The sequence below is a fragment of the Nonomuraea africana genome (genome assembly GCF_014873535.1).
Classification (GTDB): Bacteria; Actinomycetota; Actinomycetes; order Streptosporangiales; family Streptosporangiaceae; genus Nonomuraea; species Nonomuraea africana.
This window is the reverse complement of the sequence record NZ_JADBEF010000001.1, coordinates 4,454,394-4,477,920: the sequence shown is the minus strand read 5'-3', so window position 1 is coordinate 4,477,920 and position 23,527 is coordinate 4,454,394. Positions and strand designations below refer to the sequence as shown.

Sequence of the window (23,527 nt, the reverse complement as noted above, 5' to 3'; positions counted from 1 at the left end):
GGCCCCCCGGCTCGTATGTACAGCTCTCAGTAGATTGTGCTCCCTTGCGGCTATTGCCTGAACCACCGGGGGGTGGACGCCCATGCGGGCACCTTCGGTAGCCATGGCACTGGGGTTTTACCCCAGAACGCCGCGAGGTGTGGTTACGGACAGTGACGGTAAAGCGGTGGGGGCCGAAGGTCAAGCTGATTGGAAAAAAGATGCCGAATCCGGTCCGGGAGGGTGCGCCTCAAACGTCACTGTTGTCCCCTGGATAACACTACTTCGTCAGTGTTTGCCGAGAGCCGAAAGGCTGACGGGTGAGCACGAGCACCGGACGCGGCGCCGCCCGTATGATCTTGACCGATGTGTCCCCCAGGAAGACCCTCCGCAGCGGTCCCGACTCGCTGGAGGCCAGGATGATCAGCTCGCCCTGCCGCCATTCGGTCCCTCCCATCGCGGTCGTGACGTTGCCGCCCTCGAGCGTCTCCACCTCGACCTCGCGCCGTTGGCCCTCGGCGGCCCGTTCGAGGTCGGTGGCGGCCTGCGCGCGCAGGTCCTCGAGCATCTGCTGCTCGATCTTCGCCCGTCCCGCGCCCACCACCAGCGTGACCAGACGCAGCGGCACGTCCAGCGTGGCGGCCAGGGCGACCGCGAGGCTGAGCGCGGAGTCGCAGCCAGGCCCTCGCCGGTAGGCGACGGTCAGCCTGTCGATGCCCGTGGGCGGGTCCTCGGCGTACCCCTTGGGCGCCAGCAGCACCGGCGCGGGTGAGGCGTGCAGCAGCTGGTCGGCCGTGCTGCCCAACGAGATGTGTCCCTTCGACCCGCGCGGGCCCGAGCCGATCACCACGACGTCGACGTCGGAGGTGCGAGCCAGCTCCACGAGGCCGCGTCCGCTGCCCCTGTTGAAGCGGGTGATGTAGTCCGCGTCCTCGCCCGCCACCTGGCGGGCCTGGTCGAACCCCGTCGTCGCCTGCTCCTTGAGATAGGCCCGCCAGGCGCTCTCGTCGGCCCTGCCAGGGCCGGGCGAGGGCCACGGCGGCGGCTGGACGGTCGCCACGGTCATCCGCGCCCCCGTCTGTCCCGCCAGCAGGACGGCCAGGGCCAGCCCGTCGTGGCCACGGGAGTCCGGCAGGAAACCGGCGAGGACATGCTCGATCTTCACCGGACGATCCCTTCGTTGAGGCGTGAGTGGCCGTAGCCGTACAGGAAGTAGGCCACCAGGCCGGCGGCGGTCCACAGCAGGAAGGCCACCCAGGTGGCCCAGGCCAGCTCGTACATGAGGAGCAGGCAGAAGATCACGCCGAGGACCGGCGTGACGGGGAAGAGCGGCGTGCGGAAGGTGCGCGGCAGGTCGGGCCTGGTACGGCGGAGCACGAGCACCCCGATGTTGACGATGGTGAAGGCGAACAGTGTGCCGATGCTGGTGGCCTCGGCGAGCTGGCCGAGCCGCACGAGCCCGGCCAGCACGGCGACGAACACGCACACGATGAGCGTGTTGGCGACCGGCACCTGGCGGCGCGGGCTGACCCGCTGGAAGACCTTGGGGATCAGCCCGTCGCGCGACATCGCGAACAGGATGCGGGTCTGGCCGTACAGGACGGTGATGACCACGCTGGCGATCGCGATGACCGCGCCGAAGGAGACGATGAGCCCCGGCCAGGTGGCGCCGGTGGCCAGGTCGACGATGAGCGCCAGGCTGGCCTCGGTGGAGTCGGGGTCGAAGTCGGTCCACGGCATGGCGCCGATGGCCGTCAGCGCGACCAGGACGTAGATCACCGTGACGATGAGGAGCGAGAAGATGATCGCCAGCGGCAGGTCTCGCCTGGGGTTCTTCGCCTCCTCGCCCGCCGTGGACGCGGCGTCGAAGCCGATGTAGGAGAAGAAGACCTGGGCCGCGGCGGCGGTGATCCCCGCGGCGCCCATGGGCGCGAAGGTGGCGAAGTTGCCCGACTGGAAGGCGGTGAAAGCCACCACGCAGAAGAAGGCGAGCACCGCGACCTTGATCAGCACGAAGATCGAGTTGGCCTTTGCCGACTCGGAGGCGCCGCGCAGCAGCAGCCAGGTGGCGAGCACCACGATCAGGATGGCGGTGACGTTGACCACGCCGCCCTGGTCGCCGGGCGAGTGGGTGATCGACGCCGGCAGCGTCCAGCCGAAGGCGCCCAGCAGGAACGTGTTGAGGTACTCGCCCCAGCCCACGGCGACGGCCGCCACCGAGACCGCGTACTCCAGCATGAGGCACCACCCGCACACCCACGCCACGATCTCGCCGAGCGTCGCGTAGGCGTAGGAGTAGGACGAGCCGGACACCGGGATGGTCCCCGCCAGCTCGGCGTAGGACAGCGCGGAGAACAACGCGGTGATGGCGGCCAGGACGAAGGCCAGCACCACCGCGGGCCCAGCCTTCGGCACGGCCTGGCCGAGGATGACGAAGATCCCCGTGCCCAGCGTGGCGCCGACGCTGAACAGCGTCAGCTGCCACAGGGACATGGTGCGGCGCAGTTCGCCGCCCTCTCCGTGCCCGCCCTCGGCCACGATCTGGTCGGTGGGCTTGGTGCGGAACAACCGCTCGACGAGCGCCACGCGAGCCTCCTTACAGGGTGCTGGACAGCGGCCAGGTGGCGTTCGGCGTGATGATCGTCCCCGCCGTGCCCTCCAGGATCGCCATGGCCTGGTCGAGCTTGCCGATCGCGGCCATGTCACCGGTCGTCTCGACGAACCTGCAGACCGCCTCCACCTTCGGTCCCATGGAGCCCGCGGGGAAGTCGATGGCGCGCAGCTCGTGCGGCGTGGTGTGGGTGATCTCGCTCTGCCGGGGCGTGCCGAAGTCGCGCATGACGCGCGGGACGTCGGTCAGGATCAGGAACGCGTCGCACTCCAGCGACTCGGCCAGCAGCGACCCGGTCAGGTCCTTGTCGATGACGGCCTCCACGCCCGACAGCCGGCCGTTCTGGTCGCGGATGACGGGGATGCCGCCGCCTCCCGCGCACACCACCGTGACGCCGTCGCGGACCAGCTTGCGGATCAGCCTGGTCTCCACCACGCGCTGCGGCTTGGGGGAGGGCACGACGCGGCGCCAGTACTGGCCGTCGGGCTTGACCGTCCAGCCGTTCTCCTCGGCCAGCTTCTCCGCCTCGGCCCTGTCGTAGATCTGCCCGACGAACTTGGCCGGGTTCTCGAAGGCGGGGTCGACCGCCGACACCAGGGTCTGGGTGACGATCGAGATCACCTGGCGGCCCGGCAGGCCGTTCTGCAGGGCCTGCAGCATCCAGTAGCCGATCATGCCCTGGGTCTGCGCGCCCAGGGTGTCGAACGGGTAGGGCTTGGACAGGTTGGGGTCGGACGCGCTCTCCATCGCCAGCACCCCCACCTGCGGGCCGTTCCCGTGGGTGATGATCAGCTCGTGCCGCTCGGCCACCTTGGCCAGCGTCTTGACCGCGACGGCCACGTTCGCCTGCTGCGTGTGGGCGTCCGGTTTCTCCCCGCGCTTCATGAGCGCGTTCCCCCCAAGGGCGACCAGAACCCGCATCAGTCAGTCTCCCAGAGGCGCGAAGTGGGCCGCAGGGCGTGGATTGAGCGCACGTCAATCTCCCAGGGTCGCGAAGTATGCAGGTGCCTTGATCGTGTTCGCCCGCAGGGCGTGGATTGAGCGCACGTCAATCTCCCGGGGTCGCGAAGTATGCAGGTGCCTTGATCGTGTTCGCCCGCAGGGCGTGGATTGAGCGCACGTCAATCTCCCAGGGTCGCGACCATGATGGCCTTGATCGTGTGCAGCCGGTTCTCGGCCTCGTCGAAGACGATGGAGCGTGGCGACTCGAAGACGCTCTCGGTGATCTCCAGCGCGTCGAGGCCGGTCTTCTCGTAGAGGTCCTCGCCGACCTTCGTCTCCCTGTTGTGGAAGGCGGGCAGGCAGTGCATCACCTTGACCTTGTCGTTCCCCGTCGCCTTCACGACCTTGTCGTTGATCTGGTACGGCTTCAGCAGCTTGATCCGCTGGTCCCAGACCTCCTTCGGCTCGCCCATCGACACCCACACGTCGGTGTAGAGGTAGTCGACCCCCTTGACGCCCTTGCCCACGTCGTCGGTGATCGTCAGCGTCGCGCCGGTCTGCTTAGCCAGGTCCTTGGCGGGCTTGACGACCATCTTGGGATCGGGCTGCAGCGACTTCGGCGCCACGAGGCGTACGTCCATGCCGAACATCGCCCCCGTGACCAGCAGCGAGTTGCCCATGTTGTTGCGGGCGTCGCCCAGGTAGGCGAAGGAGATCTCGTGCAGCGGCTTGTCGCTGTGCTCCTGCATGGTGAGCATGTCGGCGAGCATCTGGGTCGGGTGCCACTCGTCGGTCAGCCCGTTCCAGACCGGTACGCCCGAGTAGGCGGCCAGCTCCTCGACGTGCTCCTGACTGGAGCCGCGGTACTCGATGCCGTCGAACATCCTGCCCAGCACGCGCGCGGTGTCCTTGACCGACTCCTTGTGGCCCATCTGGGAGCCGGTCGGATCGAGGTAGGTGACGTGCGCGCCCTGGTCGTGCGCGGCGACCTCGAAGGCGCAGCGGGTGCGCGTGGAGGTCTTCTCGAAGATGAGCGCGATGTTCTTGCCCCTGAGCCGCCGCCGCTCGACTCCGGCGTACTTGGCCTGCTTGAGGTCGGCGGAGAGCTTGAGCAGGAAGGCGAACTCCGCGGGCGTGAAGTCGAGCTCTTTCAGGAAGCTCCTGTTGCGAAGGTTGAAGCCCATGGTCAGATGCCGTCCCTCTCGAGCGGGCAGCTCATGCAGCGGGGGCCGCCCCTGCCGCGCCCGAGCTCGCTGCCGCGGATGGTGATGACCTCGATGCCGTTGGCGCGCAGGTGGTTGTTGGTCGTGGTGTTGCGCTCGTAGGCGACGACCACGCCCGGCTCGACGGCCAGCACGTTGCAGCCGTCGTCCCACTGCTCCCGCTCGGCGGCGTAGACGTCCTGGGTCGCGGTCAGCACCTTGATGTCGTCGAGGTCGAGCGCCCTGGCGATCGCCTTGTGCATGTCCTCGGCGGGGTGGTCGGTGACCTTGAGCTCCTTCTCGTTGTCGCCGGGCTCGATGGTGTACGAGGGCAGCATGCCGAGGCCCGCGTACTTGGTGAACACGTCTGCGTCCACCATGGTCATGACGGTGTCGAGGTGCATGAAGGCGCGCGCCTTCGGCATGTTCAGCGCCACGATCTTCGTGGCCGCGCCCCTGGCGAACAGGTTGCGCGCGAGCATCTCCACCGTCTGCGGCTGGGTCCGCTCGCTCATCCCGATCAGCACCGCGCCCCGCCCGATGACCAGGACGTCGCCGCCCTCGATGGTGGCGGGCGCGACCTTGGTGCCGGGCATCCACACCTCGAACCGGCCGGCCTCGGCGGCGAAGGTCGGGTGGTACCTGTAGACCGCCTCCAGGTTGACCGTCTCGGCCTGCCTGGCCTTCTTCCGCATCGCGTTGATCGACACGCCGTTGTAGATCCAGCACGAGGTGTCGCGGGTGAACAGGTGGTTGGGCAGCGGCGGCAGGACGAAGTCGGTGTCCTCGAGGACGTGGAAGGCGACGCTCTTGGGGTCGGCCCCGCGCTCCATGATCTCCGACTTGGTGATGCCGCCCGTCAGGAACTGCTGGAGCTCCCCGGACGGCAGCGCGTCGAGCGTGTTGCGGATGGCATCGGTGGCCAGCGGCCCGTGCCAGCGCTCGTCGACGACGTGGTCGAGGATGTGCTTGCGCGCCTCGGGGATGTCGAGCGTCTCGCGCAGCAGGTCGGCCAGCATGTAGACGGTGATGCCGAGGTCGCGCAGGGTCTGCTGCCACTCCTCGTGCTCCTCGACCGCGCGCTGCACCCACAGCACGTCGTCGAAGAGGAAGGCGTCCTTGTTCGTCGGGGTGAGCCGCTTCAGCGCCAGTTCGGGCTTGTGCAGCATGACCTGGGAGAGCCTGCCCACTTCGGAATCGACATGAAAGGTCATAACGTGTCTTCCTTTCCTAGACCTGCGGGCCGTACTCGCCTCGTTGGGCCTTCACCCAGATGTAGACGGGCACGCCCACCAGAAGCATCAGCGTGCCTCCCAGCACCGCGTCGGCGCCGGAGCCGTAGGCCATCCAGAACGCGAACACCAGCGCGATCACGCTGATGACGATGTCGCGCGTCAGCCGGCCCCTGTCGACCGCGCGGGCCCCCGTGACCAGCCAGTACAGCTGGGCGGCGGCGGAGAAGAAGTAGGGGATGACGGTGGTGAAGGAGGCGAGCAGCACGATCGTGCTGAAGGCGTTCTCGGAGGCGTAGGCCACCAGGAGCATCAGGGAGGTCAGGACCGTCCCGGCGAGGATGCCGGTGACCGGCGCGCCGCGCCGCGACTCCCTGGCGAACATCGGGGGGAACGTCCCGTCCTTGGCCGCGGCCATCGGCATCTCGGCCACCAGCATGGTCCAGCCGTTGAGCGCGCCGACGCCGGAGATGATCGCGCAGGCGGCCATGAGCACGCCGCCGGCCGAGCCGCCGAACATGTTGTTGAGCGCGTCGGCGAACGGCGCGGTGGAGTCGACCAGCCGCGTGTGGGGGACGGTGCCCATGACCGCGACGGTGCTCAGCATGTACAGGGCCGCGCAGGCCAGGACGCCGATGATGCTGGCCCTGCCGATGTTGCGGGCCGGGTCCTTGATCTTCTCGGCGGCGATGGAGACGCTCTCCACGCCCGAGTAGATGAACAGCGCGACCGCGCCCGCCAGGGAGAGCGCCCCGACCCAGCTGCCGTCGGTGGCGTTGAAGGGGCCGAAGTTGGCCCCCTGGACGAAGAACAGGCCCACGACGGCGACGAACAGCAGCGGCGCGAACTTCAGGATCGTGGTGACCGACTGGAAGGCGGCCATGTTCCTGGCGCCGAGCAGGTTGACCACCGCGGGGATCCAGACGCCGATCAGCGCGATGACGATCGCGGCGGCCGTGCCGCTCCAGTCGAGGCCGAAGACCTGCCGGGCGAAGTACTGCACGTACCCGACCCATGCCACCGCGATGGCGGCGTTGCCGATCCACGCGGTCAGCCAGAACGACCAGGCGTTCCAGAAGCCGGTGAACTCGCCGAAGGCGTTGCGCGCGTAGGCGTAGGGGCCGCCGCCCGCGGGAATCCTGGCGCCCAGCCTGCCGAAGACCATCGCCATCGCGATGGCGCCGACGGTCACCGCCGCCATCGCGACCAGGCTGACGGTGCCGAAGGCGGCGAGCGCTGCGGGCAGCAGGAAGATCCCCGTACCGACGACGTTGCCGACGACGAGCGCGATGCCCGAGCCGAGACCGAGGCTGCGTCCCTCGGTGGGGGAGATCCCGGCCACCTCGGATCCGGCCGTGTCAAGGCCGACGTCGGCTGGACGTCGTGGTTCCCGCATAGCGCCCCCCGACGCAGAAATCCCCCGTGTCATATGACATCGGGTGACTTCCCCTATGCGGAGAGCGCCAAAACGCCGTTCAGGTCCGAGGGGAGCCGGAGACGAGCAGCACGACGGCGAACAGCGCGAGGCAGACCGCGATCAGCGCCGCGGGCCACGTGTCCCGTCGTCCCGCGCCGCGTTCGGCGGTCGCGAGGCCCTCGCCGTGCTCGGCGAAGCTGCGCGCGAACGCGGGATCCTCCATGGCGAGCTGGCGGGCGATGCCGTCGAGAACCTGACGCTCGCGATCGGACAGGGCCATGCTGCGACCTCCCCAAGAAAAGACTTGGAGGAGGTTTTATCTCTTTTGTCTGCTTTTTCCAAATTGTTCAGCCGGGCCGCAACGCCTCCGCGCCGCCGACGATCTCGGCGATCTCCGTGGTGATCTCGGCCTGCCTGGCGTCGTTGGCCTCCCGGGTGAGCCGGTCGATCAGGTCGTGGGCGTTCTCCGTCGCCGACGACATCGCCGTACGGCGGGCCGCCCACTCCGACGCCGCCGAGGCCAGCATCATGAACCAGATCCGCGAACGGACGTACGTGCGCAGCAGCTCGTCGAGCACCGCCTCGGGCGAGGGGTCGAACTCGTAGGGCGCCTTGGGCAGGCCGCCGCCGGCCCGCGCCTCCTCCGCGCTCACCTCCTCCTCCACCTCCTCCACCTCCATCGGCAGGATCCGGTGGGCGGTCGTGCGCTGGGACAGCATCGACAGGAAGTGCGTGTAGACCACGTGCACCTCGCCCACGCCGCCCTCGCGCGTCGGCAGGTCGAAGGCGTCGATGAGGGTCTGGCCGATCTCCGCCGCCGTCGCGTAGTCGGGATGGCCCGACATGCCGGTCCACTGCCCGGCCAGCTCGCGCTCCCTGAAGCGGTGCCACTCCACGCCCTTGCGCCCGACGACGTGGACGACGGGCTCCTTGCCCTGGTCGCGCAGCAGCTCGGACAGCGCCTCGCTCCTGCGGATCACGTTGTTGTTGTAGCCGCCGCAGAAGCCGCGGTCGCTGGTCATCAGCAGCACCGCCACCCTGGAGGTGTCGGGACGCAGGTTGAGCAGCGCGTGGTCCATCCGCATGTGGTGGCTGACGAGCGTGGAGACCGCCCGCGAGATCTCCCTGCTGTACGGCTCGGCGGCCATCGCCCGGTCCCTCGCCTTGCCCACGCGCGACGCCGCGATGAGCTCCTGCGCTCTGGTGATCTTCGCGGTCGACCTCACCGATCTGATCCGCTGCCGGATCCGGCGGAGCTGGGCGCCCAACGTACCCCCCCGACTACGTGGTGTGATCATCCAGGGTAGCGCCGAGGTGACCCCTGCATATCGCTGCTGGTAGCTGCTGGTAATGTGACTGCGACCCAACACCCTTTAAGCCCCGTCCTGTGAGGCGGGAAAGGTGGTGAGCTACACCCATGTCCGAACCCAGGGCCGTTCTCGAAGGCCCGGACATCCACCGGGCGCTGACCCGCATCGCGCACGAGATCCTCGAGCGCACCAAGGGCGCCGACGGCGTCGTCCTCCTCGGCATCCCCACCAGAGGCGCCACGCTGGCCCACCGTCTGGCCGACCGCATCGAGCAGTTCGAAGGCGTCAAGGTCCCCGTCGGCGCGATCGACATCACGATGTACCGCGACGACCTCAGGCTCCGGCCGGCCCGCCCGCTCGGCCGTACCGACCTGCCCGCCGACGGCGTCGACGGCAGGGTCGTCGTCCTGGTCGACGACGTGCTCTTCTCCGGCCGCTCGGTCCGCGCCGCGCTCGACGCGCTCAACGACCTCGGCAGGCCCACGGCCGTCCAGCTGGCCATCCTGGTCGACAGGGGCCACCGCGAGCTGCCCATCAGGGCCGACTACGTGGGCAAGAACCTCCCGACCGCCAAGAGCGAGAAGGTGAAGGTCTACCTCGAGGAGACCGACGGGCGCGACGCAGTGGAGCTGATCAAGTGAACAGGCATCTCATCTCGGCGGCGGACCTCACCAAGGACGACGCCCTGCTCATCCTCGACACCGCCGAGGAGCTGGCCAGGGTATCGGAACGCTCCATCAAGAAGCTGCCGACGCTGCGCGGCCGCACGGTGGTCAACCTGTTCTTCGAGGACTCCACCCGCACCCGCATCTCCTTCGAGGCCGCGGCCAAGCGCCTGTCGGCCGACGTCATCAACTTCTCCGCCAAGGGCTCGAGCGTCTCCAAGGGCGAGTCGCTCAAGGACACCGCGCTGACCCTGGAGGCGATGGGCGCCGACGCCGTCGTCATCCGCCACGGCGCCTCCGGCGCGCCGCACCGCCTGGCCAACTGGGTGCGCGGCAGCGTCGTCAACGCCGGTGACGGCACCCACGAGCACCCCACGCAGGCGCTGCTCGACGCCTTCTCCATGCGCCGCCGCCTGGGCGGCCTCGAGGGGCGCAAGGTCACGATCGTCGGCGACGTCCTGCACAGCCGCGTCGCCCGCTCCAACGTGCTGCTGCTGGCCACGCTCGGCGCCGAGGTGACCCTGGTCGCGCCGCCGACGCTGGTGCCGGTCTCGGTCGGCACGTGGCCCTGCGAGGTGTCCTACGACCTCGACTCGGTGCTGCCCAAGTCCGACGTCGTGATGATGCTGCGCGTGCAGAAGGAGCGGATGAACGCCGCCTACTTCCCCAGCGAGCGCGAGTACTCCCGCCGCTACGGGCTCGACCGCGACAGGTTCGCCAAGATGCCCGACGACGCAATCGTCATGCACCCCGGGCCGATGAACAGGGGCATGGAGATCGCGGCCGAGGTGGCCGACTCGCCGCGCTCGACGATCGTCGAGCAGGTCGCCAACGGCGTGACCATCCGCATGGCCGTCCTGTATCTGCTGCTCGGGGGAGAGATCTGATGCTGATCAAGAACGTTCGCATCCTGGGCGGCGAGCCCGTCGACATCCTGGTCGAGAACGGCCTCATCGCGGAGATCACCCCCGCCTCGGACGCCGGAGCCCCCACGCCCGGAGGCCCGCTCTCCGGCGCCGCCGGGCCGGGGTCTTCCGGTGCTTCCTCGCGGGAAAGCCGTACGGGGGCCGGGGTTCCCGAGGTGGTGGACGGGCGGGGCGCGATCGCGCTGCCCGGCCTGGTCGACCTGCACACCCACCTGCGCGAGCCCGGCCGTGAAGACGCCGAGACCGTGCAGACCGGCACCCAGTCGGCCGCGCGCGGCGGCTACACCGCCGTCCACGCGATGGCCAACACCATGCCCGTGGCCGACACCGCGGGCGTCGTCGAGCAGGTCTGGCGGCTCGGCCAGGAGTTCGGCCACTGCGACGTGCAGCCGGTCGGCGCCGTCACCGTGGGCCTGGAGGGCAGGCAACTCGCCGAGCTCGGCGCGATGGCCGACTCGGCCGCCCGCGTGCGCGTCTTCTCCGACGACGGCAAGTGCGTCGACGACGCCGTGCTGATGCGCCGCGCCCTCGAGTACGTCAAGGCCTTCGACGGCGTCGTCGCCCAGCACGCCCAGGAGCCCAAGCTCACCAAGGACGCCCAGATGAACGAGGGCGTCATCTCCGGCAGGCTCGGTCTCGCGGGCTGGCCCGCGGTGGCCGAGGAGGCGATCATCGCCCGCGACTGCCTGCTGGCCGCGCACGTCGGCTCCCGCCTGCACGTCTGCCACGTCTCCACGGCCGGCTCCGTGGAGATCATCCGCTGGGCCAAGACGAAGGGCTGGAACGTCACCGCCGAGGTGACCCCGCACCACCTGCTGCTCACCGACGACCTGGTCGAGGAGTCGCCCAACGGCTCCTACAACCCGATCTACAAGGTCAACCCGCCGCTGCGCACCCGCGCCGACGTCGAGGCGCTGCGCTCGGCCCTGGCCGACGGCACGATCGACGTCGTCGCCACCGACCACGCGCCGCACCCGGTCGAGGACAAGGAGACCGAGTGGGCCGCGGCGGCCATGGGCATGGTCGGGCTCGAGACCGCGCTCAGCGTGGTCCAGGAGGCCATGGTCGACACCGGCCTGCTCGACTGGGCGGGCGTCGCCGAGCGCATGTCCGCCGCCCCCGCGCGCATCGGCCGCCTTCCCGGGCACGGCCAGCCGCTCGAGGTGGGCGCTCCGGCCAACATCGTCCTGTACGACCCGTCCGTGCGCACCGAGGTGGATCCGTCCGCCTTCGCATCGAAGAGCCGCAACACGCCGTACGAGGGCATGACCCTCCCCGGCCGGGTCGTGGCGACCTTCCTGCGCGGCACACCCACCGTCCTCGAAGGGAAGCTCGCTTGAGTAACGCCGTTCTTGTGCTGGAGGACGGTCGCGTCTTCCACGGGACCGCCTACGGCGCCAGCGGTGAGACGTTCGGTGAGATGGTCTTCAACACCGGCATGACCGGCTACCAGGAGACCCTCACCGACCCGTCCTACCACCGCCAGATCGTCGCCATGACCGCGCCGCACATCGGCAACACCGGCGTCAACGACGAGGACCCCGAGTCCTCGAAGGTGTGGGTCGCCGGATACGTCGTGCGCGAGCCGTCCAGGGTGGTCTCCAACTGGCGCGCCAACCGCTCCCTCGACGACTACCTCAAGGAGCAGGGGGTCGTCGGCATCGCGATCTCCGGCACCCGCGCCCTGACCCGCCACCTGCGCGAGCGTGGCGCCATGCGCGCGGGCATCTTCACCGCTCCCTCGGAGCCGGTGGAGGCCCTCGTCGAGCGCGTGCGCCGGTCGCCCGCCATGGAGGGCGCCGACCTGGCGGCCGAGGTGGCCACCCAGGAGACCTACGTGGTACCGGCCATCGGCGAGAAGCGCTTCACCGTCGCCGCGGTCGACCTGGGCATCAAGGGCATGACCCCGCACCGGATGGCCGAGCGCGGCTGCGAGGTGCACGTCCTGCCGGCCACCGCGACGTTCGAGGACGTCATGGCCGTACGGCCCGACGGCGTCTTCTTCTCCAACGGCCCCGGCGACCCCGCCACGGCCGACGTCACGACGCTGCGCAAGGTGCTCGAGGCCGGCATCCCGTTCTTCGGCATCTGCTTCGGCAACCAGCTGTTCGGCCGCGCCCTCGGCCTGTCGACCTACAAGCTGCGCTACGGCCACCGCGGCGTCAACCAGCCGGTCCAGGACGTCCGCACGGGCAAGGTCGAGATCTCGGCGCACAACCACGGCTTCGCCGTGCGCGCGCCGCTCGGCGAGCACTTCGACACGCCGTACGGCCGCGCCGAGGTCAGCCACGTCAACCTCAACGACCAGTGCGTCGAGGGGCTGCGGCTGATCGACGGGCGCGCCTTCAGCGTGCAGTACCACCCCGAGGCGGCCGCCGGCCCGCACGACGCCGCCTACCTTTTTGACGAGTTCTGTGAGGTCATGAGCCGTGCCCAAGCGTGAGGACATCAGGTCGATCCTGGTCATCGGCTCAGGACCGATCGTCATCGGGCAGGCGTGCGAGTTCGACTACTCGGGCACCCAGGCCTGCCGCGTGCTGCGCGCCGAGGGCTTCAGGGTGATCCTGGTCAACAGCAACCCTGCCACGATCATGACCGACCCGGAGTTCGCCGACGCCACCTACGTCGAGCCGATCACCCCCGAGTTCGTCGAGAAGATCATCGCTAAAGAGCGCCCCGACGCGCTGCTGCCAACCCTGGGCGGGCAGACCGCGCTCAACACCGCGGTCGCCCTGCACGAGGGGGGCGTGCTCGAGCGCTACGACGTCGAGCTGATCGGCGCCGACTTCGACGCCATCCAGGCGGGCGAGAACCGCGAGCGCTTCAAGGAGATCGTCGCCAAGGTCGCGCGCGAGCAGGGGCTCAACGCAGAGTCGGCCAGGTCCGTCGTCTGTCACACCATGGACGAGTGCGTGGCGGCCGCGGGCGAGCTCGGCTACCCGCTGGTCGTGCGTCCCTCCTTCACCATGGGCGGCGTCGGCTCCGGCTTCGCCTACGACGAGGACGACCTGCGCCGCATCGCGGGCGCGGGCCTCGACGCCTCGCCGACCACCGAGGTGCTCCTCGAGGAGTCGATCCTCGGCTGGAAGGAGTACGAGCTCGAGGTCATGCGCGACAAGGCCGACAACGTCGTCATCGTCTGCTCCATCGAGAACATCGACCCGATGGGCGTGCACACCGGCGACAGCGTGACCGTGGCCCCGGCGCTCACCCTGACCGACCGCGAGTACCAGAACATGCGCGACGTGGCCATCGCGGTCATCCGCGAGGTCGGCGTCGACACCGGCGGCTGCAACATCCAGTTCGCGGTCAACCCGCGCTCGGGTCGCATGATCGTCATCGAGATGAACCCGCGCGTGTCGCGCTCGTCGGCGCTGGCCTCCAAGGCGACGGGCTTCCCCATCGCCAAGATCGCGGCGAAGCTGGCGATCGGCTACACGCTCGACGAGATCCCGAACGACATCACCAAGGAGACCCCCGCCTCCTTCGAGCCGACCCTCGACTACATCGTGGTCAAGGTGCCGAGGTTCGCCTTCGAGAAGTTCCGCGGCGCCGACCAGACGCTCACCACGCACATGAAGTCGGTGGGCGAGGCCATGGCGATCGGCCGCTCCTTCCCCGAGGCGCTGCAGAAGGCCCTGCGGTCGCTGGAGAAGAAGGGCTCGTCCTTCACCTGGGCCGGGCACGTCGCGCCCAAGCAGGAACTGCTCGACGACTGCCGCACGCCCCACGACGGCAGGCTGCGCACCATGCAGCAGGCGATCAGGGCGGGCGCGGGCGCCGAGGAGCTGTTCGAGGCGACCAACGTCGACCCGTGGTTCATCGACCAGCTGATGCTGCTGGACGAGGAGGCGCGCGGGCTGGCCGAGGCGCCCGAGCTGACCCGCGAGACGCTGGAGCGGGCCAAGCACCTCGGCTTCTCCGACGCCCAGATCGGCGAGATCCGCAGCATGGACGAGTCGCGGGTGCGCGACCTGCGCCACGCGCTCGGCCTGCGCCCGGTCTACAACACGGTCGACACCTGCGCGGCGGAGTTCGCGGCCAAGACGCCCTACCTCTACTCCACCTACGACGAGGAGAGCGAGGTTCCCTACGGCGAGCGGCCCAAGGTCCTCATCCTCGGCAGCGGGCCCAACCGCATCGGCCAGGGCATCGAGTTCGACTACGCCTGCGTGCACGCCTCCTTCGAGCTGTCCAGGGCCGGGTTCGAGACCGTCATGGTCAACTGCAACCCCGAGACGGTCTCGACCGACTACGACACCTCCGACCGGCTCTACTTCGAGCCGCTCACCCTCGAGGACGTCCTCGAGGTGGTCCACGCCGAGCAGCAGACGGGCCCCGTCGCGGGCGTCATCGTCCAGCTCGGTGGGCAGACGCCGCTCGGCCTGGCCCAGGCGCTGAAGGACGCGGGCGTGCCCGTGGTCGGCACCTCGCCGGAGTCCATCCACCTCGCCGAGGAGCGCGGCGCGTTCGGCCGCGTGCTGGCGGAGGCGGGGCTGCCGGCGCCCAAGCACGGCACCGCGCTGACCGTCGCCGAGGCCCTCGCCATCGCCGAGGAGATCGGCTATCCGGTGCTGGTGCGACCCTCCTACGTCCTCGGCGGCGCGGGCATGGCCATCGTGTACGACGACGAGACGCTCACCACCTACATGGCGGCCCAGGAGGGCGGTCACCCCGTCCTGGTCGACAAGTTCCTCGACGAGGCCATCGAGATCGACGTCGACGCCCTGTTCGACGGCGAGGAGCTCTACCTCGGCGGCGTGATGGAGCACATCGAGGAGGCCGGCATCCACTCGGGCGACTCCGCCTGCGCGCTGCCGCCGATCACCCTCGGCGGCAACGACATCAAGCGCATCCGCGCCGCCACCGAGGGCATCGCCAGGGGCGTCGGGGTCCGCGGCCTGCTCAACGTGCAGTACGCGATGGCGGCGGGCGTGCTGTACGTCCTCGAGGCCAACCCGAGGGCCAGCCGTACGGTGCCCTTCGTCTCCAAGGCGACGGCGGTGCCGCTGGCGAAGGCGGCGGCCCGCGTCATGATGGGGGCCACGGTCGCCGAGCTGCGGGCCGAGGGCATGCTGCCCGCGACGGGCGACGGGGGCACCCTGCCGCTCGACGCCTCGATCGCGGTCAAGGAGGCGGTGCTGCCGTTCAACCGCTTCCGCGGCGTCGACACCGTGCTCGGCCCCGAGATGCGCTCGACCGGCGAAGTCATGGGCATCGACGAGTTCTTCGGCATCGCCTACGCCAAGTCCCAGGCCGGCGCCTACGGCGAGCTGCCCACCAAGGGCAGGGCCTTCGTCTCGGTCGCCAACAGGGACAAGCGCTCGATGATCTTCCCGGTCCGCGCGCTCGCGGACCTCGGCTTCGAGATTCTCGCCACGGAGGGCACCGCGGAGGTGCTGCGCCGCAACGGAGTCCATGCCAAGATCGTGCGAAAGCAGAGCGAGGGAACGGGACCCGACGGTGAGCCGACGATCGTGCAGCGCATCCTGAACGGCGAGGTGGACCTGATCGTCAACACGCCGTTCGGCAGCCCCGGCCAGTCGGGGCCGCGTCTCGACGGCTATGACATCCGCACCGCGGCCGTGCTGCGCGGCATCCCGTGCATCACGACGGTCCAGGGACTCGCCGCGGCGGCTGCGGGCATCCAGGCCATCGTGCGGGGCGATGTGGGCGTACGGTCCCTTCAGGAGCACGCACGAGCCCTGCGGGGGTGATCGAGTCTGGCCGGCACTCCGGTTCAGGTGACGGGCACGGTGCTGACGACGCGCCGGGTCGACGCCTACCATGCGCTGACCGTGGTGGCGCCGGGCGTCGCGGAGCGGTTCAGGCCAGGCCACTTCGTCTCGGTCGCCGTCGGGGGGCCGCGCACCTCGATGGTGACCAGGCGCGCCCTGTCCATCCATGACGTCAAGCCCGACTACGGCGGCACGGTGGAGCTGGTCTTCACCGCCACGGGCCCCGGCACGTCGTGGCTGGCCGAGCGGCGCGCCCGCGACACGCTCGACCTGGTAGGGCCGCTCGGGCGGCCCTTCCCGCTCCCCCGCGACCCCGCCAGCTGCGTGCTCGTCGGCGCGGAGTACGGCGCGGCCGCCCTGTTCCCGCTCGCCGACGCGTTGCTGGAGCGCGGCTGCCGCATCGACTTCGCGCTCGGCGCGGCCTCGGCCGACAGGGTGTTCGGCGCGATGCGCGCCCGCAGGATGGCCGAGACGACCACGCTCACCACCGAGGACGGCTCGCTCGGCCTGCGCGGCAGTGTGACCGACGTGCTGCCCGCCGTCATCGCCGACACCCACGCCGACGCCATCTACGCCTGCGGGCCGATGGAGACGCTGCGCGCGGTGACCGCGGTGGCGATCGAGTTCGACATCCCCGTCCAGGTGGCGGTGGAGGAGGCGATGGCCTGTGGCATCGGGGTCTGCATGACGTGCGTGCTGCCGGTCATCGGCGACGACGGCGTGACCAGGATGGTGCGGGCCTGCGCGGAGGGTCCTGTCTTCAGGGGGGAAAGAGTGCGGTTCGAGGACGTCGGGACGATCCCGTTCGACGCGCTCGGCGCCCCTGGCGGCGGAGTGCGCAATGTCGGTTGACATGCGCACCTTCCTCGCCCATGTCGAGCTCGCCAACCCCGTCACCACGGCGTCCGGGTGCGCGGGCTCGGGCCGCGAGCTGGCCCAGTTCTTCGACCTGCACCGCCTCGGCGCCCTGGTGACCAGGTCGATCACCATGGCCCCGCGGGCGGGCAGGCCGACCCCGCGGATGGCCGAGACCCCCTCGGGCATGCTCAACGCCGTCGGCCTGCAGGGGCCCGGCATCGACGCCTTCCTCGAACGCGAACTGCCGTGGCTGGCCCAGCGCGGCATCAGGACCGTCGTCTCCATCGGCGGCGGCACCGTCGCCGAGTACTCCGCGCTGGCCCGCCGCCTGACCGACGCGCCCGGCGTGACCGCGATCGAGGTCAACCTCGCCTGTCCCAACATCGAGGACAGGGGCCGCGTCTTCGCGCGCGACGGGGGAGCGGCGGCCGAGGTGATCGCCTCCGTGCGCTCGGTCATGCGCTACGACGTGCCGGTCGTCGCGAAGCTCTCGCCCGACGTGGCCGACGTCGTGGCCGTCGCCCGCGCCTGCGTGGACGCGGGGGCCGACGCGCTGTCCATGATCAACAACCCGCTCGGCATGAGCATCGACGTGGACGCGCTCAGGCCCACGCTCGCCGCGGGCACCGGCGGCCTTTCCGGGCCCGCCATCCTGCCGCTGGCGGTCAGGTGCGTCTGGCAGGTCCACGCCGCGCTCCCCGGCGTGCCCATCGTCGGCGTCGGCGGGGTGATGAGCGGGCACGACGCGCTCCAGCTCATCCTGGCCGGCGCCTGCGTCGTCGGGGTCGGCACCGCGCTCTTCCACGACCCCTACGCCTGCCTGCGCATCGAGCGCGAGCTCGAGGAGCTGCTGCAGGCGAGGGGCTTCCACCGCCTCGCCGACGCCGTCGGCCTGGCGCACCGCCCCACCTCACGCCATCTGCTCGTCGACTCGGAGGAGAGTTCCCTGTGACGCCCGCACCCATCGCCGTCGCCCTGGACGCACCTGATCTGGAGACCGCGGCCCGCTGGGCGTCGCTGGTGACCCCGCACGTGAGCACCGTCAAGGTCGGCCTGGAGCTGTACCTGCGCTACGGGCCCGACGTGATCGCCTCCGTGCGGGGGGCCAGCGGGGTGCGGGTCTTCCTCGACCTCAAGCTGCACGACATCCCGAACACCGTCGCGGGGGCCACAAGGGCCGTCGCGCGCCTGCGGCCGGCGATCCTGACCGTGCACGCGGCCGGGGGGCCCGCGATGATCCAGGCGGCCGTGGAGGCCGCTCCGCACACCCAGATCGCGGCGGTCACCGTCCTCACCTCGCTGTCGGCGGCCGATCTGGCCGCCATCGGGGTCGCGGGGTCGCCGGAGGACGCCGTGCGGCGGATGTCGGTGATGGCGGTGGAGGCGGGGGCGACGGCGCTGGTGTGCTCGCCCCACGAGGTCGCCACGGTGCGGGCGGCCGTGGGCCCGTCGATCACGCTCATCACCCCGGGGGTGCGCCCCGCGGGGGCCGACACCCAGGACCAGGCGCGGGTGGCCACGCCCGAGCAGGCGCTGGCCGACGGCGCGGACCTGCTCGTCATCGGCCGGCCCATCACGGGCTCCGCGGATCCGGGCGCGACCGCGGCCTCCATCGCGGCCTCTCTCCGGCGTTCATGATCTTCATTGTGCCGTACGGCAGGCAGGGCCGAGGCCACCGATGGTCGCCGGTGGCCGCCCGTCCTTCACGCGCGCTCCGGCGGGACTACGCCGGGCCCGGTGACGTCGGGGTCGTGAGGCCGTTTCCCGGGCCCCGTGACAGCCTTGTGTGATCATGATCGCATTCCGATGATCTCGCTTGACGAACGGCGAGAACCGGGAAGTGAGGGCTTTTTGATCTACGCAACGTGGTTTTTCGATCACGGACGGTGATGAAGTGGATTTTGTCGCCACCGAAACTGCTCTTGACGTTGCTAAGGACGCATTGACCAGCTAGTTTCCCTTCCCGTCCGAGTACATCGACAGAAATTCGAGGTGACCCGGCGTGGCTCTTCCTCCCCTGACCCCTGAGCAGCGCGCCGCAGCCCTGGAGAAGGCTGCCAAGGCCCGTAAAGAGCGTGCCGAGGTCAAGAACCGGCTCAAGCACGGCGCGGTTTCTCTGGCTGAGGTGCTCAAGGATGGGCAGACCGACGACGTCATCGGCAAGATGAAGGTGTCGGCTCTGTTGGAGTCGCTCCCCGGCGTGGGCAAGGTCCGCGCCAAGCAGCTGATGGAGCGGCACGCTATCGCCGAGTCCCGCCGCGTGCGGGGTCTCGGTGCGAACCAGAGGGCAGCCCTCGAGCGCGAGTTCGGTGGCAACGAGGGCTAACCTCGGTACCACAGAAAAGCGCAGGTTCGACGGGGGTAACGAAGTGACCGACAGGTCCTGGTCCGATGGTGATGGCACGGATCTCGGTGGTTTCGTTCCCCCGGGTGGCGGTTCCCCCGATCACGCCACAAGGCGGCTGACGGTCCTGTCGGGGCCGTCAGGCGTCGGCAAGTCCACGGTCGTCGCCGAGCTCCGGCGGGCACACCCAGAGGTGTGGCTGTCGGTCTCGGTGACCACCAGGATGCCTCGCCCGGGCGAGACCCACGGGGTGGAGTACTTCTTCGTCGACAACGACGGCTTCGACCGGCTCATCGAGTCGGGTGAGCTGCTGGAGTGGGCGGAGTTCGCGGGAAACAGGTACGGCACGCCCCGGCAGGCCGTCCTCGACAAGCTCGCCCAGGGCGTGCCCACGGTGCTGGAGATCGACCTCCAGGGCGCCAGGCAGGTGCGGGAGAGCATGCCGGAGGCGCTGCTGGTCTTCCTCGCCCCTCCCTCGTGGGAGGAGCTGGAGAAGCGCCTGCGTGGCCGTGGCACCGAACCGGAGGACGTCATCGCCCGCCGCCTCGAGGCCGGCCGGATCGAACTGGCGGCCGAGAAGGAGTTCGATACCACGCTGGTCAACACGAACGTCCAGGATGTATGCCACAGGCTGATAGCCTTGATGACTGCATAGCATTCCGACGAGAGGTCTGACAACGTGGCAGGCATCGCCCCCACGACCGAGGGCATCACCAACCCCTCGATCGACTCGCTGCTCGACATCGTCGACAGCAAGTACTCCCTGGTGATCATGGGCGCCAAGCGGGCCCGCCAGATCAACGCCTACTACTCCCAGCTCGGCGAGGGCCTGCTGGAGTACGTCGGTCCCCTGGTCGAGACGCACGCCCAGGAGAAGCCGCTGTCCATCGCGCTGCGCGAGGTCTCCGAGGGTCTGCTCAACGCCGAGCCCATCGAAGGCGCGGTCTGACCCTTCCATGAGGGTCGTCCTGGGCGTCAGCGCGGGCATCGCCGCCTACAAGGCCTGCGAGCTCCTGCGCCTGTTCACCGAGTCGGGTCACGAGGTGCGGGTCGTTCCGACCCGCGACGCGCTGCGCTTCGTGGGCGAGCCCACGTGGTCGGCGCTGTCGGGCAACCCGGTGACCACCGACGTCTGGGATGGCGTGCACGAGGTGCCCCATGTACGGCTCGGCCAGCAGGCCGACCTCGTCGTGGTGGCGCCCGCGACCGCCGACGTGCTGGCCAAGGCGGCCCACGGCCTCGCGGGCGACCTGCTCACCACCACCCTGCTCACCGCGCGGTGTCCCGTGGTGTTCGCGCCCGCGATGCACACCGAGATGTGGGAGCACCCCGCGACCGTGGCCAACGTGGCCACCCTTCGCGCGCGGGGCTCCATCGTCATCGACCCCGCCGTCGGGCGCCTCACGGGCGCCGACACGGGGCCAGGGCGGCTGCCCGACCCCGCGGAGATCTTCGAGATCTGCCGCACGGTCATGGCGGGGCGCCCGCGCGACCTCGAGGGGCGCAAGGTCGTCATCTCGGCCGGCGGCACCCGCGAGGCCCTCGACCCCGTCCGCTTCCTCGGCAACCGCTCCTCGGGGCTGCAGGGCTACGCCCTGGCCCGCACGGCGCTCGCGCGCGGCGCCGAGGTCACGCTCGTCGCGGCCAACGTGTCGCTGCCCGATCCCGCGGGGGCCAAGCTCGTCAGGGTCGAGTCGGCGCTAGAGCTGCGCGACGCGGTGCTCGCGGCGGCGGCCGACGCCGACGTGGTCGTCATGGCGGCGGCGGTGGCCGACTTCAGGCCCGCCGTACGGCACGACTCCAAGATCAAGAAGCACTCGGGCGCGCCCGAGCCGATCGAGCTGGTCAAGAACCCCGACATCCTCGCCGAGCTCGGCGAGCGCAGGCGCGCGGCCAGGCAGGCGGCGGGCCTCGACCCCGCCCCGGGCCCTGGCGTTCCCACGGGCCCCGGCGCCGTATCGGGGTCCGGCGCCGCTTCGGATTCCGGCGCTTCCGCGGGTTCCGACCGGTCCCCGGGTTCCGGCGTGTCCTCCGGTGGCGCGCCGCCGCCGTACCCGTCGGTGATCGTGGGGTTCGCCGCGGAGACCGACGACGTGCTGGCCAACGGCCAGGCCAAGCTGGCCCGCAAGGGGTGCGACCTGCTGGTCGTCAACCAGGTCGGCGAGGGGCTGGCGTTCGGCACCCCCGACAACGCCGCGACGGTGCTCGTCGCGGGGGGCTCGCCCGTGGAGGTGCCGCGTGGTCCCAAGGAGGACCTCGCCGACATCGTGTGGAGCCTGGTGACCGCCCGCCTCGCCTGATCGGGGCAGGTGTCTCGGCGCCCTCTGTCACCGTCGTTCCGGCCTGATTCCGGCACGGGCGGTTACCTGATCAACCGTTGCAACCCCCCGCCCGCCTGCGGATACTGAGGGTCGGCGAGGGGGGTGCAATGCCGGTGACGTCGGCTGTCAGAGATCGCTGCAGGGCTCTGCTGCGTCAGGGGGAGGAGATCCGCTATGTCTTCCCCGCGCTGTCCATAGGCCCGCCCGGCGTGGCGAACTTCCTGATCGTCGTCACCGACAGGTCCGTCTCGGTCCTGGCCACCAGGATGCTGAGGAGCGACCGCCCGGTCTCGCTGTACGCCGCCTTCCCGCGGGCGACCAGGCTCGGCCCGATCACGATGGCGCCGGGCCCCGTCATCCAGGTGGGTGAGATGTTCTTCGAGTTCGAGGAGGAGTACGCGGCGGTCGTCGCCGCCGCGGACGCGGAGGTTTTCGATCCCGAGCTTCTGCCTCCCGACCCCCTGCCACACCTTTGACAAGGGACACAACGACCGCAGTTTCGCGGCGCGGACGCATGTGGGGCTACACTTCGGCGATGGCCCTGGTGTGTCCTACCCGCCCGAGCCGCACATCCGTCAGCAGCCGCTGCATGAGGAGCCACTGAGTTGTCACGTCGCCTGTTCACCTCCGAGTCGGTCACCGAAGGCCACCCGGACAAGATCGCCGACCAGATCAGTGACGCGATTCTCGACGCCATGCTCAAGGACGACCCCAAGAGCAGGGTCGCCGTCGAGACGCTGATCACTACCGGCCAGGTCCACGTCGCAGGCGAGGTGACGACCGAGACCTACGTCGACATCGCCGGCGTCATCCGCGAGAAGATCCTTGAGATCGGCTACGACGCCTCCCACAAGGGTTTCGACGGCGCTTCCTGCGGCGTGTCGGCCTCCATCGGCGCGCAGTCGCCCGACATCGCCCAGGGTGTCGACGACGCCTACGAGCACCGCGTCGACGGTGACGTCGACGAGCTCGACCGCCAGGGCGCGGGCGACCAGGGCCTGATGTTCGGCTACGCCTGCCGCGAGACCCCCGAGCTGATGCCGCTGCCGATCACGCTCGCGCACCGCCTGGCCCGCCGCCTGTCCGAGGTGCGCAAGTCGGGCCTGGTGCCCTACCTGCGTCCCGACGGCAAGACCCAGGTCACCATCGAGTACGACGGCGACAAGCCGGTCCGCCTCGACACGGTCGTCGTCTCCACGCAGCACGCCGCGGAGATCGACCTCAAGGAGATGCTGACCCCCGACATCAAGGAGCACGTGGTCGACCACGTGCTCGCCGGGCTCGACATCGACACCGACGGCTACCGCCTGCTGGTCAACCCGACGGGCCGCTTCGAGATCGGCGGGCCCATGGGCGACGCCGGCCTCACCGGTCGCAAGATCATCGTCGACACCTACGGCGGCATGGCCCGTCACGGTGGCGGCGCCTTCTCCGGCAAGGACCCGTCCAAGGTCGACCGCTCGGCCGCCTACGCGATGCGCTGGGTCGCCAAGAACATCGTGGCCGCGGGTCTCGCCGACCGCGCCGAGGTCCAGGTCGCCTACGCCATCGGCAAGGCCCACCCGGTCGGCGTGTTCGTCGAGACGTTCGGCACCGAGAAGGTGGCCGTGGAGAAGATCCAGGAGGCCGTGACCCAGGTCTTCGACCTGCGTCCCGCCGCGATCATCCGCGACCTCGACCTGCTGCGCCCGATCTACTCCGAGACCGCCGCCTACGGCCACTTCGGCCGCGAGGGCTTCTCCTGGGAGTCGACCGACCGCGCCGACGCGCTGCGCGCCGCCGCCGGTCTCTGATCCCTGATCCGGTGACGATGCCGCACTCCGGTGGAGTGCGGCATCGTCATGTTCGGCGGCGGTCTCCGTGACGTCGCTCCCGGGTGAGCTTCGGTCACCGGGGAGCCCACACCACTGATCACCTTCCTCGGGAGCGGCCGACCGGTCACAGCGGACAGCCGGTCACAGCCACGGACGGCACCGGCATGC

22 protein-coding genes are annotated in these 23,527 nt (G+C 70.0%); 14 read left to right on the top strand and 8 right to left on the bottom strand.

Annotated features, from left to right (window positions below; translation table 11 throughout):
* Positions 1-259 precede the first annotated feature (259 nt).
* The 8 genes from H4W81_RS21105 to H4W81_RS21070 form a co-directional block, all read right to left on the bottom strand.
* Entirely contained in the window at positions 260-1,144 is an 885-nt protein-coding gene (locus H4W81_RS21105) for a universal stress protein (RefSeq protein ID WP_192776389.1), read from the bottom strand.
* On the bottom strand, positions 1,141-2,565 hold the full coding sequence (locus H4W81_RS21100) for an amino acid permease (protein ID WP_192776388.1): 1,425 nt from the start codon (positions 2,563-2,565) through the stop codon (positions 1,141-1,143). Before H4W81_RS21100 ends, H4W81_RS21105 begins: the two co-directional genes overlap by 4 nt.
* A gap of 10 nt (positions 2,566-2,575) precedes the next feature.
* The gene (gene arcC, locus H4W81_RS21095; protein ID WP_192776387.1) at positions 2,576-3,511 is read right to left on the bottom strand and encodes a carbamate kinase; all 936 of its coding nucleotides are present in this window, start codon (positions 3,509-3,511) and stop codon (positions 2,576-2,578) included.
* Between the two features lie 200 nt (positions 3,512-3,711).
* On the bottom strand, positions 3,712-4,716 hold the full coding sequence (gene argF / locus H4W81_RS21090) for an ornithine carbamoyltransferase (protein WP_192776386.1): 1,005 nt from the start codon (positions 4,714-4,716) through the stop codon (positions 3,712-3,714).
* A 2-nt stretch (positions 4,717-4,718) separates the two neighbouring features.
* The gene (locus H4W81_RS21085; protein WP_192776385.1) at positions 4,719-5,948 is read right to left on the bottom strand and encodes an arginine deiminase; all 1,230 of its coding nucleotides are present in this window, start codon (positions 5,946-5,948) and stop codon (positions 4,719-4,721) included.
* 16 nt (positions 5,949-5,964) lie between these two features.
* Positions 5,965-7,362, bottom strand: coding sequence for an amino acid permease (locus H4W81_RS21080; RefSeq protein ID WP_192776384.1), 1,398 nt, complete (start codon positions 7,360-7,362; stop codon positions 5,965-5,967).
* A 79-nt stretch (positions 7,363-7,441) separates the two neighbouring features.
* Positions 7,442-7,663: a DUF3040 domain-containing protein gene (locus H4W81_RS21075; RefSeq protein ID WP_192776383.1), complete on the bottom strand. Its 222-nt coding sequence runs from the start codon at positions 7,661-7,663 to the stop codon at positions 7,442-7,444.
* Between the two features lie 67 nt (positions 7,664-7,730).
* Positions 7,731-8,651 (bottom strand): F0F1 ATP synthase subunit gamma, encoded by a 921-nt coding sequence (locus H4W81_RS21070; RefSeq protein ID WP_192776382.1) that lies wholly within the window; start codon positions 8,649-8,651, stop codon positions 7,731-7,733.
* Between the two features lie 149 nt (positions 8,652-8,800).
* On the opposite strand from H4W81_RS21070, the gene pyrR reads away from it, so the two are divergent.
* The 14 genes from pyrR to metK all read left to right on the top strand — a co-directional run bounded on the left by pyrR (position 8,801) and on the right by metK (position 23,338).
* Positions 8,801-9,334, top strand: coding sequence for a bifunctional pyr operon transcriptional regulator/uracil phosphoribosyltransferase PyrR (gene pyrR / locus H4W81_RS21065; RefSeq protein WP_192776381.1), 534 nt, complete (start codon positions 8,801-8,803; stop codon positions 9,332-9,334).
* The gene (locus H4W81_RS21060; protein ID WP_192776380.1) at positions 9,331-10,245 is read left to right on the top strand and encodes an aspartate carbamoyltransferase catalytic subunit; all 915 of its coding nucleotides are present in this window, start codon (positions 9,331-9,333) and stop codon (positions 10,243-10,245) included. Before pyrR ends, H4W81_RS21060 begins: the two co-directional genes overlap by 4 nt.
* Complete coding sequence (locus H4W81_RS21055) at positions 10,245-11,624, top strand: dihydroorotase (protein ID WP_192776379.1); 1,380 nt, start codon at positions 10,245-10,247, stop codon at positions 11,622-11,624. The genes H4W81_RS21060 and H4W81_RS21055 overlap by 1 nt, the downstream gene beginning before the upstream one ends.
* Positions 11,621-12,727, top strand: coding sequence for a glutamine-hydrolyzing carbamoyl-phosphate synthase small subunit (gene carA, locus H4W81_RS21050; RefSeq protein WP_192776378.1), 1,107 nt, complete (start codon positions 11,621-11,623; stop codon positions 12,725-12,727). Before H4W81_RS21055 ends, carA begins: the two co-directional genes overlap by 4 nt.
* Entirely contained in the window at positions 12,714-16,001 is a 3,288-nt protein-coding gene (gene carB / locus H4W81_RS21045; protein WP_192776377.1) for a carbamoyl-phosphate synthase large subunit, read from the top strand. The genes carA and carB overlap by 14 nt, the downstream gene beginning before the upstream one ends.
* 6 nt (positions 16,002-16,007) lie before the next feature.
* Positions 16,008-16,874 carry a dihydroorotate dehydrogenase electron transfer subunit gene (locus H4W81_RS21040; RefSeq protein WP_192780951.1) on the top strand — a complete coding sequence of 289 codons (867 nt, stop codon included), beginning with the start codon at positions 16,008-16,010 and terminating at the stop codon, positions 16,872-16,874.
* A complete protein-coding gene (locus H4W81_RS21035) occupies positions 16,864-17,832 on the top strand; it encodes a dihydroorotate dehydrogenase (protein WP_192776376.1) in 969 nt (322 codons plus the stop codon). The genes H4W81_RS21040 and H4W81_RS21035 overlap by 11 nt, the downstream gene beginning before the upstream one ends.
* Complete coding sequence (pyrF, locus tag H4W81_RS21030; RefSeq protein WP_192776375.1) at positions 17,829-18,518, top strand: orotidine-5'-phosphate decarboxylase; 690 nt, start codon at positions 17,829-17,831, stop codon at positions 18,516-18,518. Before H4W81_RS21035 ends, pyrF begins: the two co-directional genes overlap by 4 nt.
* A gap of 364 nt (positions 18,519-18,882) precedes the next feature.
* Complete coding sequence (gene mihF / locus H4W81_RS21025; protein WP_183658973.1) at positions 18,883-19,206, top strand: integration host factor, actinobacterial type; 324 nt, start codon at positions 18,883-18,885, stop codon at positions 19,204-19,206.
* A gap of 136 nt (positions 19,207-19,342) precedes the next feature.
* The gene (gene gmk / locus H4W81_RS21020) at positions 19,343-19,879 is read left to right on the top strand and encodes a guanylate kinase (protein WP_192780950.1); all 537 of its coding nucleotides are present in this window, start codon (positions 19,343-19,345) and stop codon (positions 19,877-19,879) included.
* 24 nt (positions 19,880-19,903) lie between these two features.
* Positions 19,904-20,173 carry a DNA-directed RNA polymerase subunit omega gene (rpoZ, locus tag H4W81_RS21015; protein ID WP_183658975.1) on the top strand — a complete coding sequence of 90 codons (270 nt, stop codon included), beginning with the start codon at positions 19,904-19,906 and terminating at the stop codon, positions 20,171-20,173.
* A 7-nt stretch (positions 20,174-20,180) separates the two neighbouring features.
* Positions 20,181-21,524: a bifunctional phosphopantothenoylcysteine decarboxylase/phosphopantothenate--cysteine ligase CoaBC gene (coaBC, locus tag H4W81_RS21010; protein WP_225958722.1), complete on the top strand. Its 1,344-nt coding sequence runs from the start codon at positions 20,181-20,183 to the stop codon at positions 21,522-21,524.
* Between the two features lie 128 nt (positions 21,525-21,652).
* Entirely contained in the window at positions 21,653-22,021 is a 369-nt protein-coding gene (locus H4W81_RS21000) for a hypothetical protein (protein ID WP_192776374.1), read from the top strand.
* Between the two features lie 129 nt (positions 22,022-22,150).
* Positions 22,151-23,338, top strand: a complete 1,188-nt coding sequence (metK, locus tag H4W81_RS20995) for a methionine adenosyltransferase (RefSeq protein ID WP_192776373.1) — start codon at positions 22,151-22,153, stop codon at positions 23,336-23,338.
* Positions 23,339-23,527 lie beyond the last annotated feature (189 nt).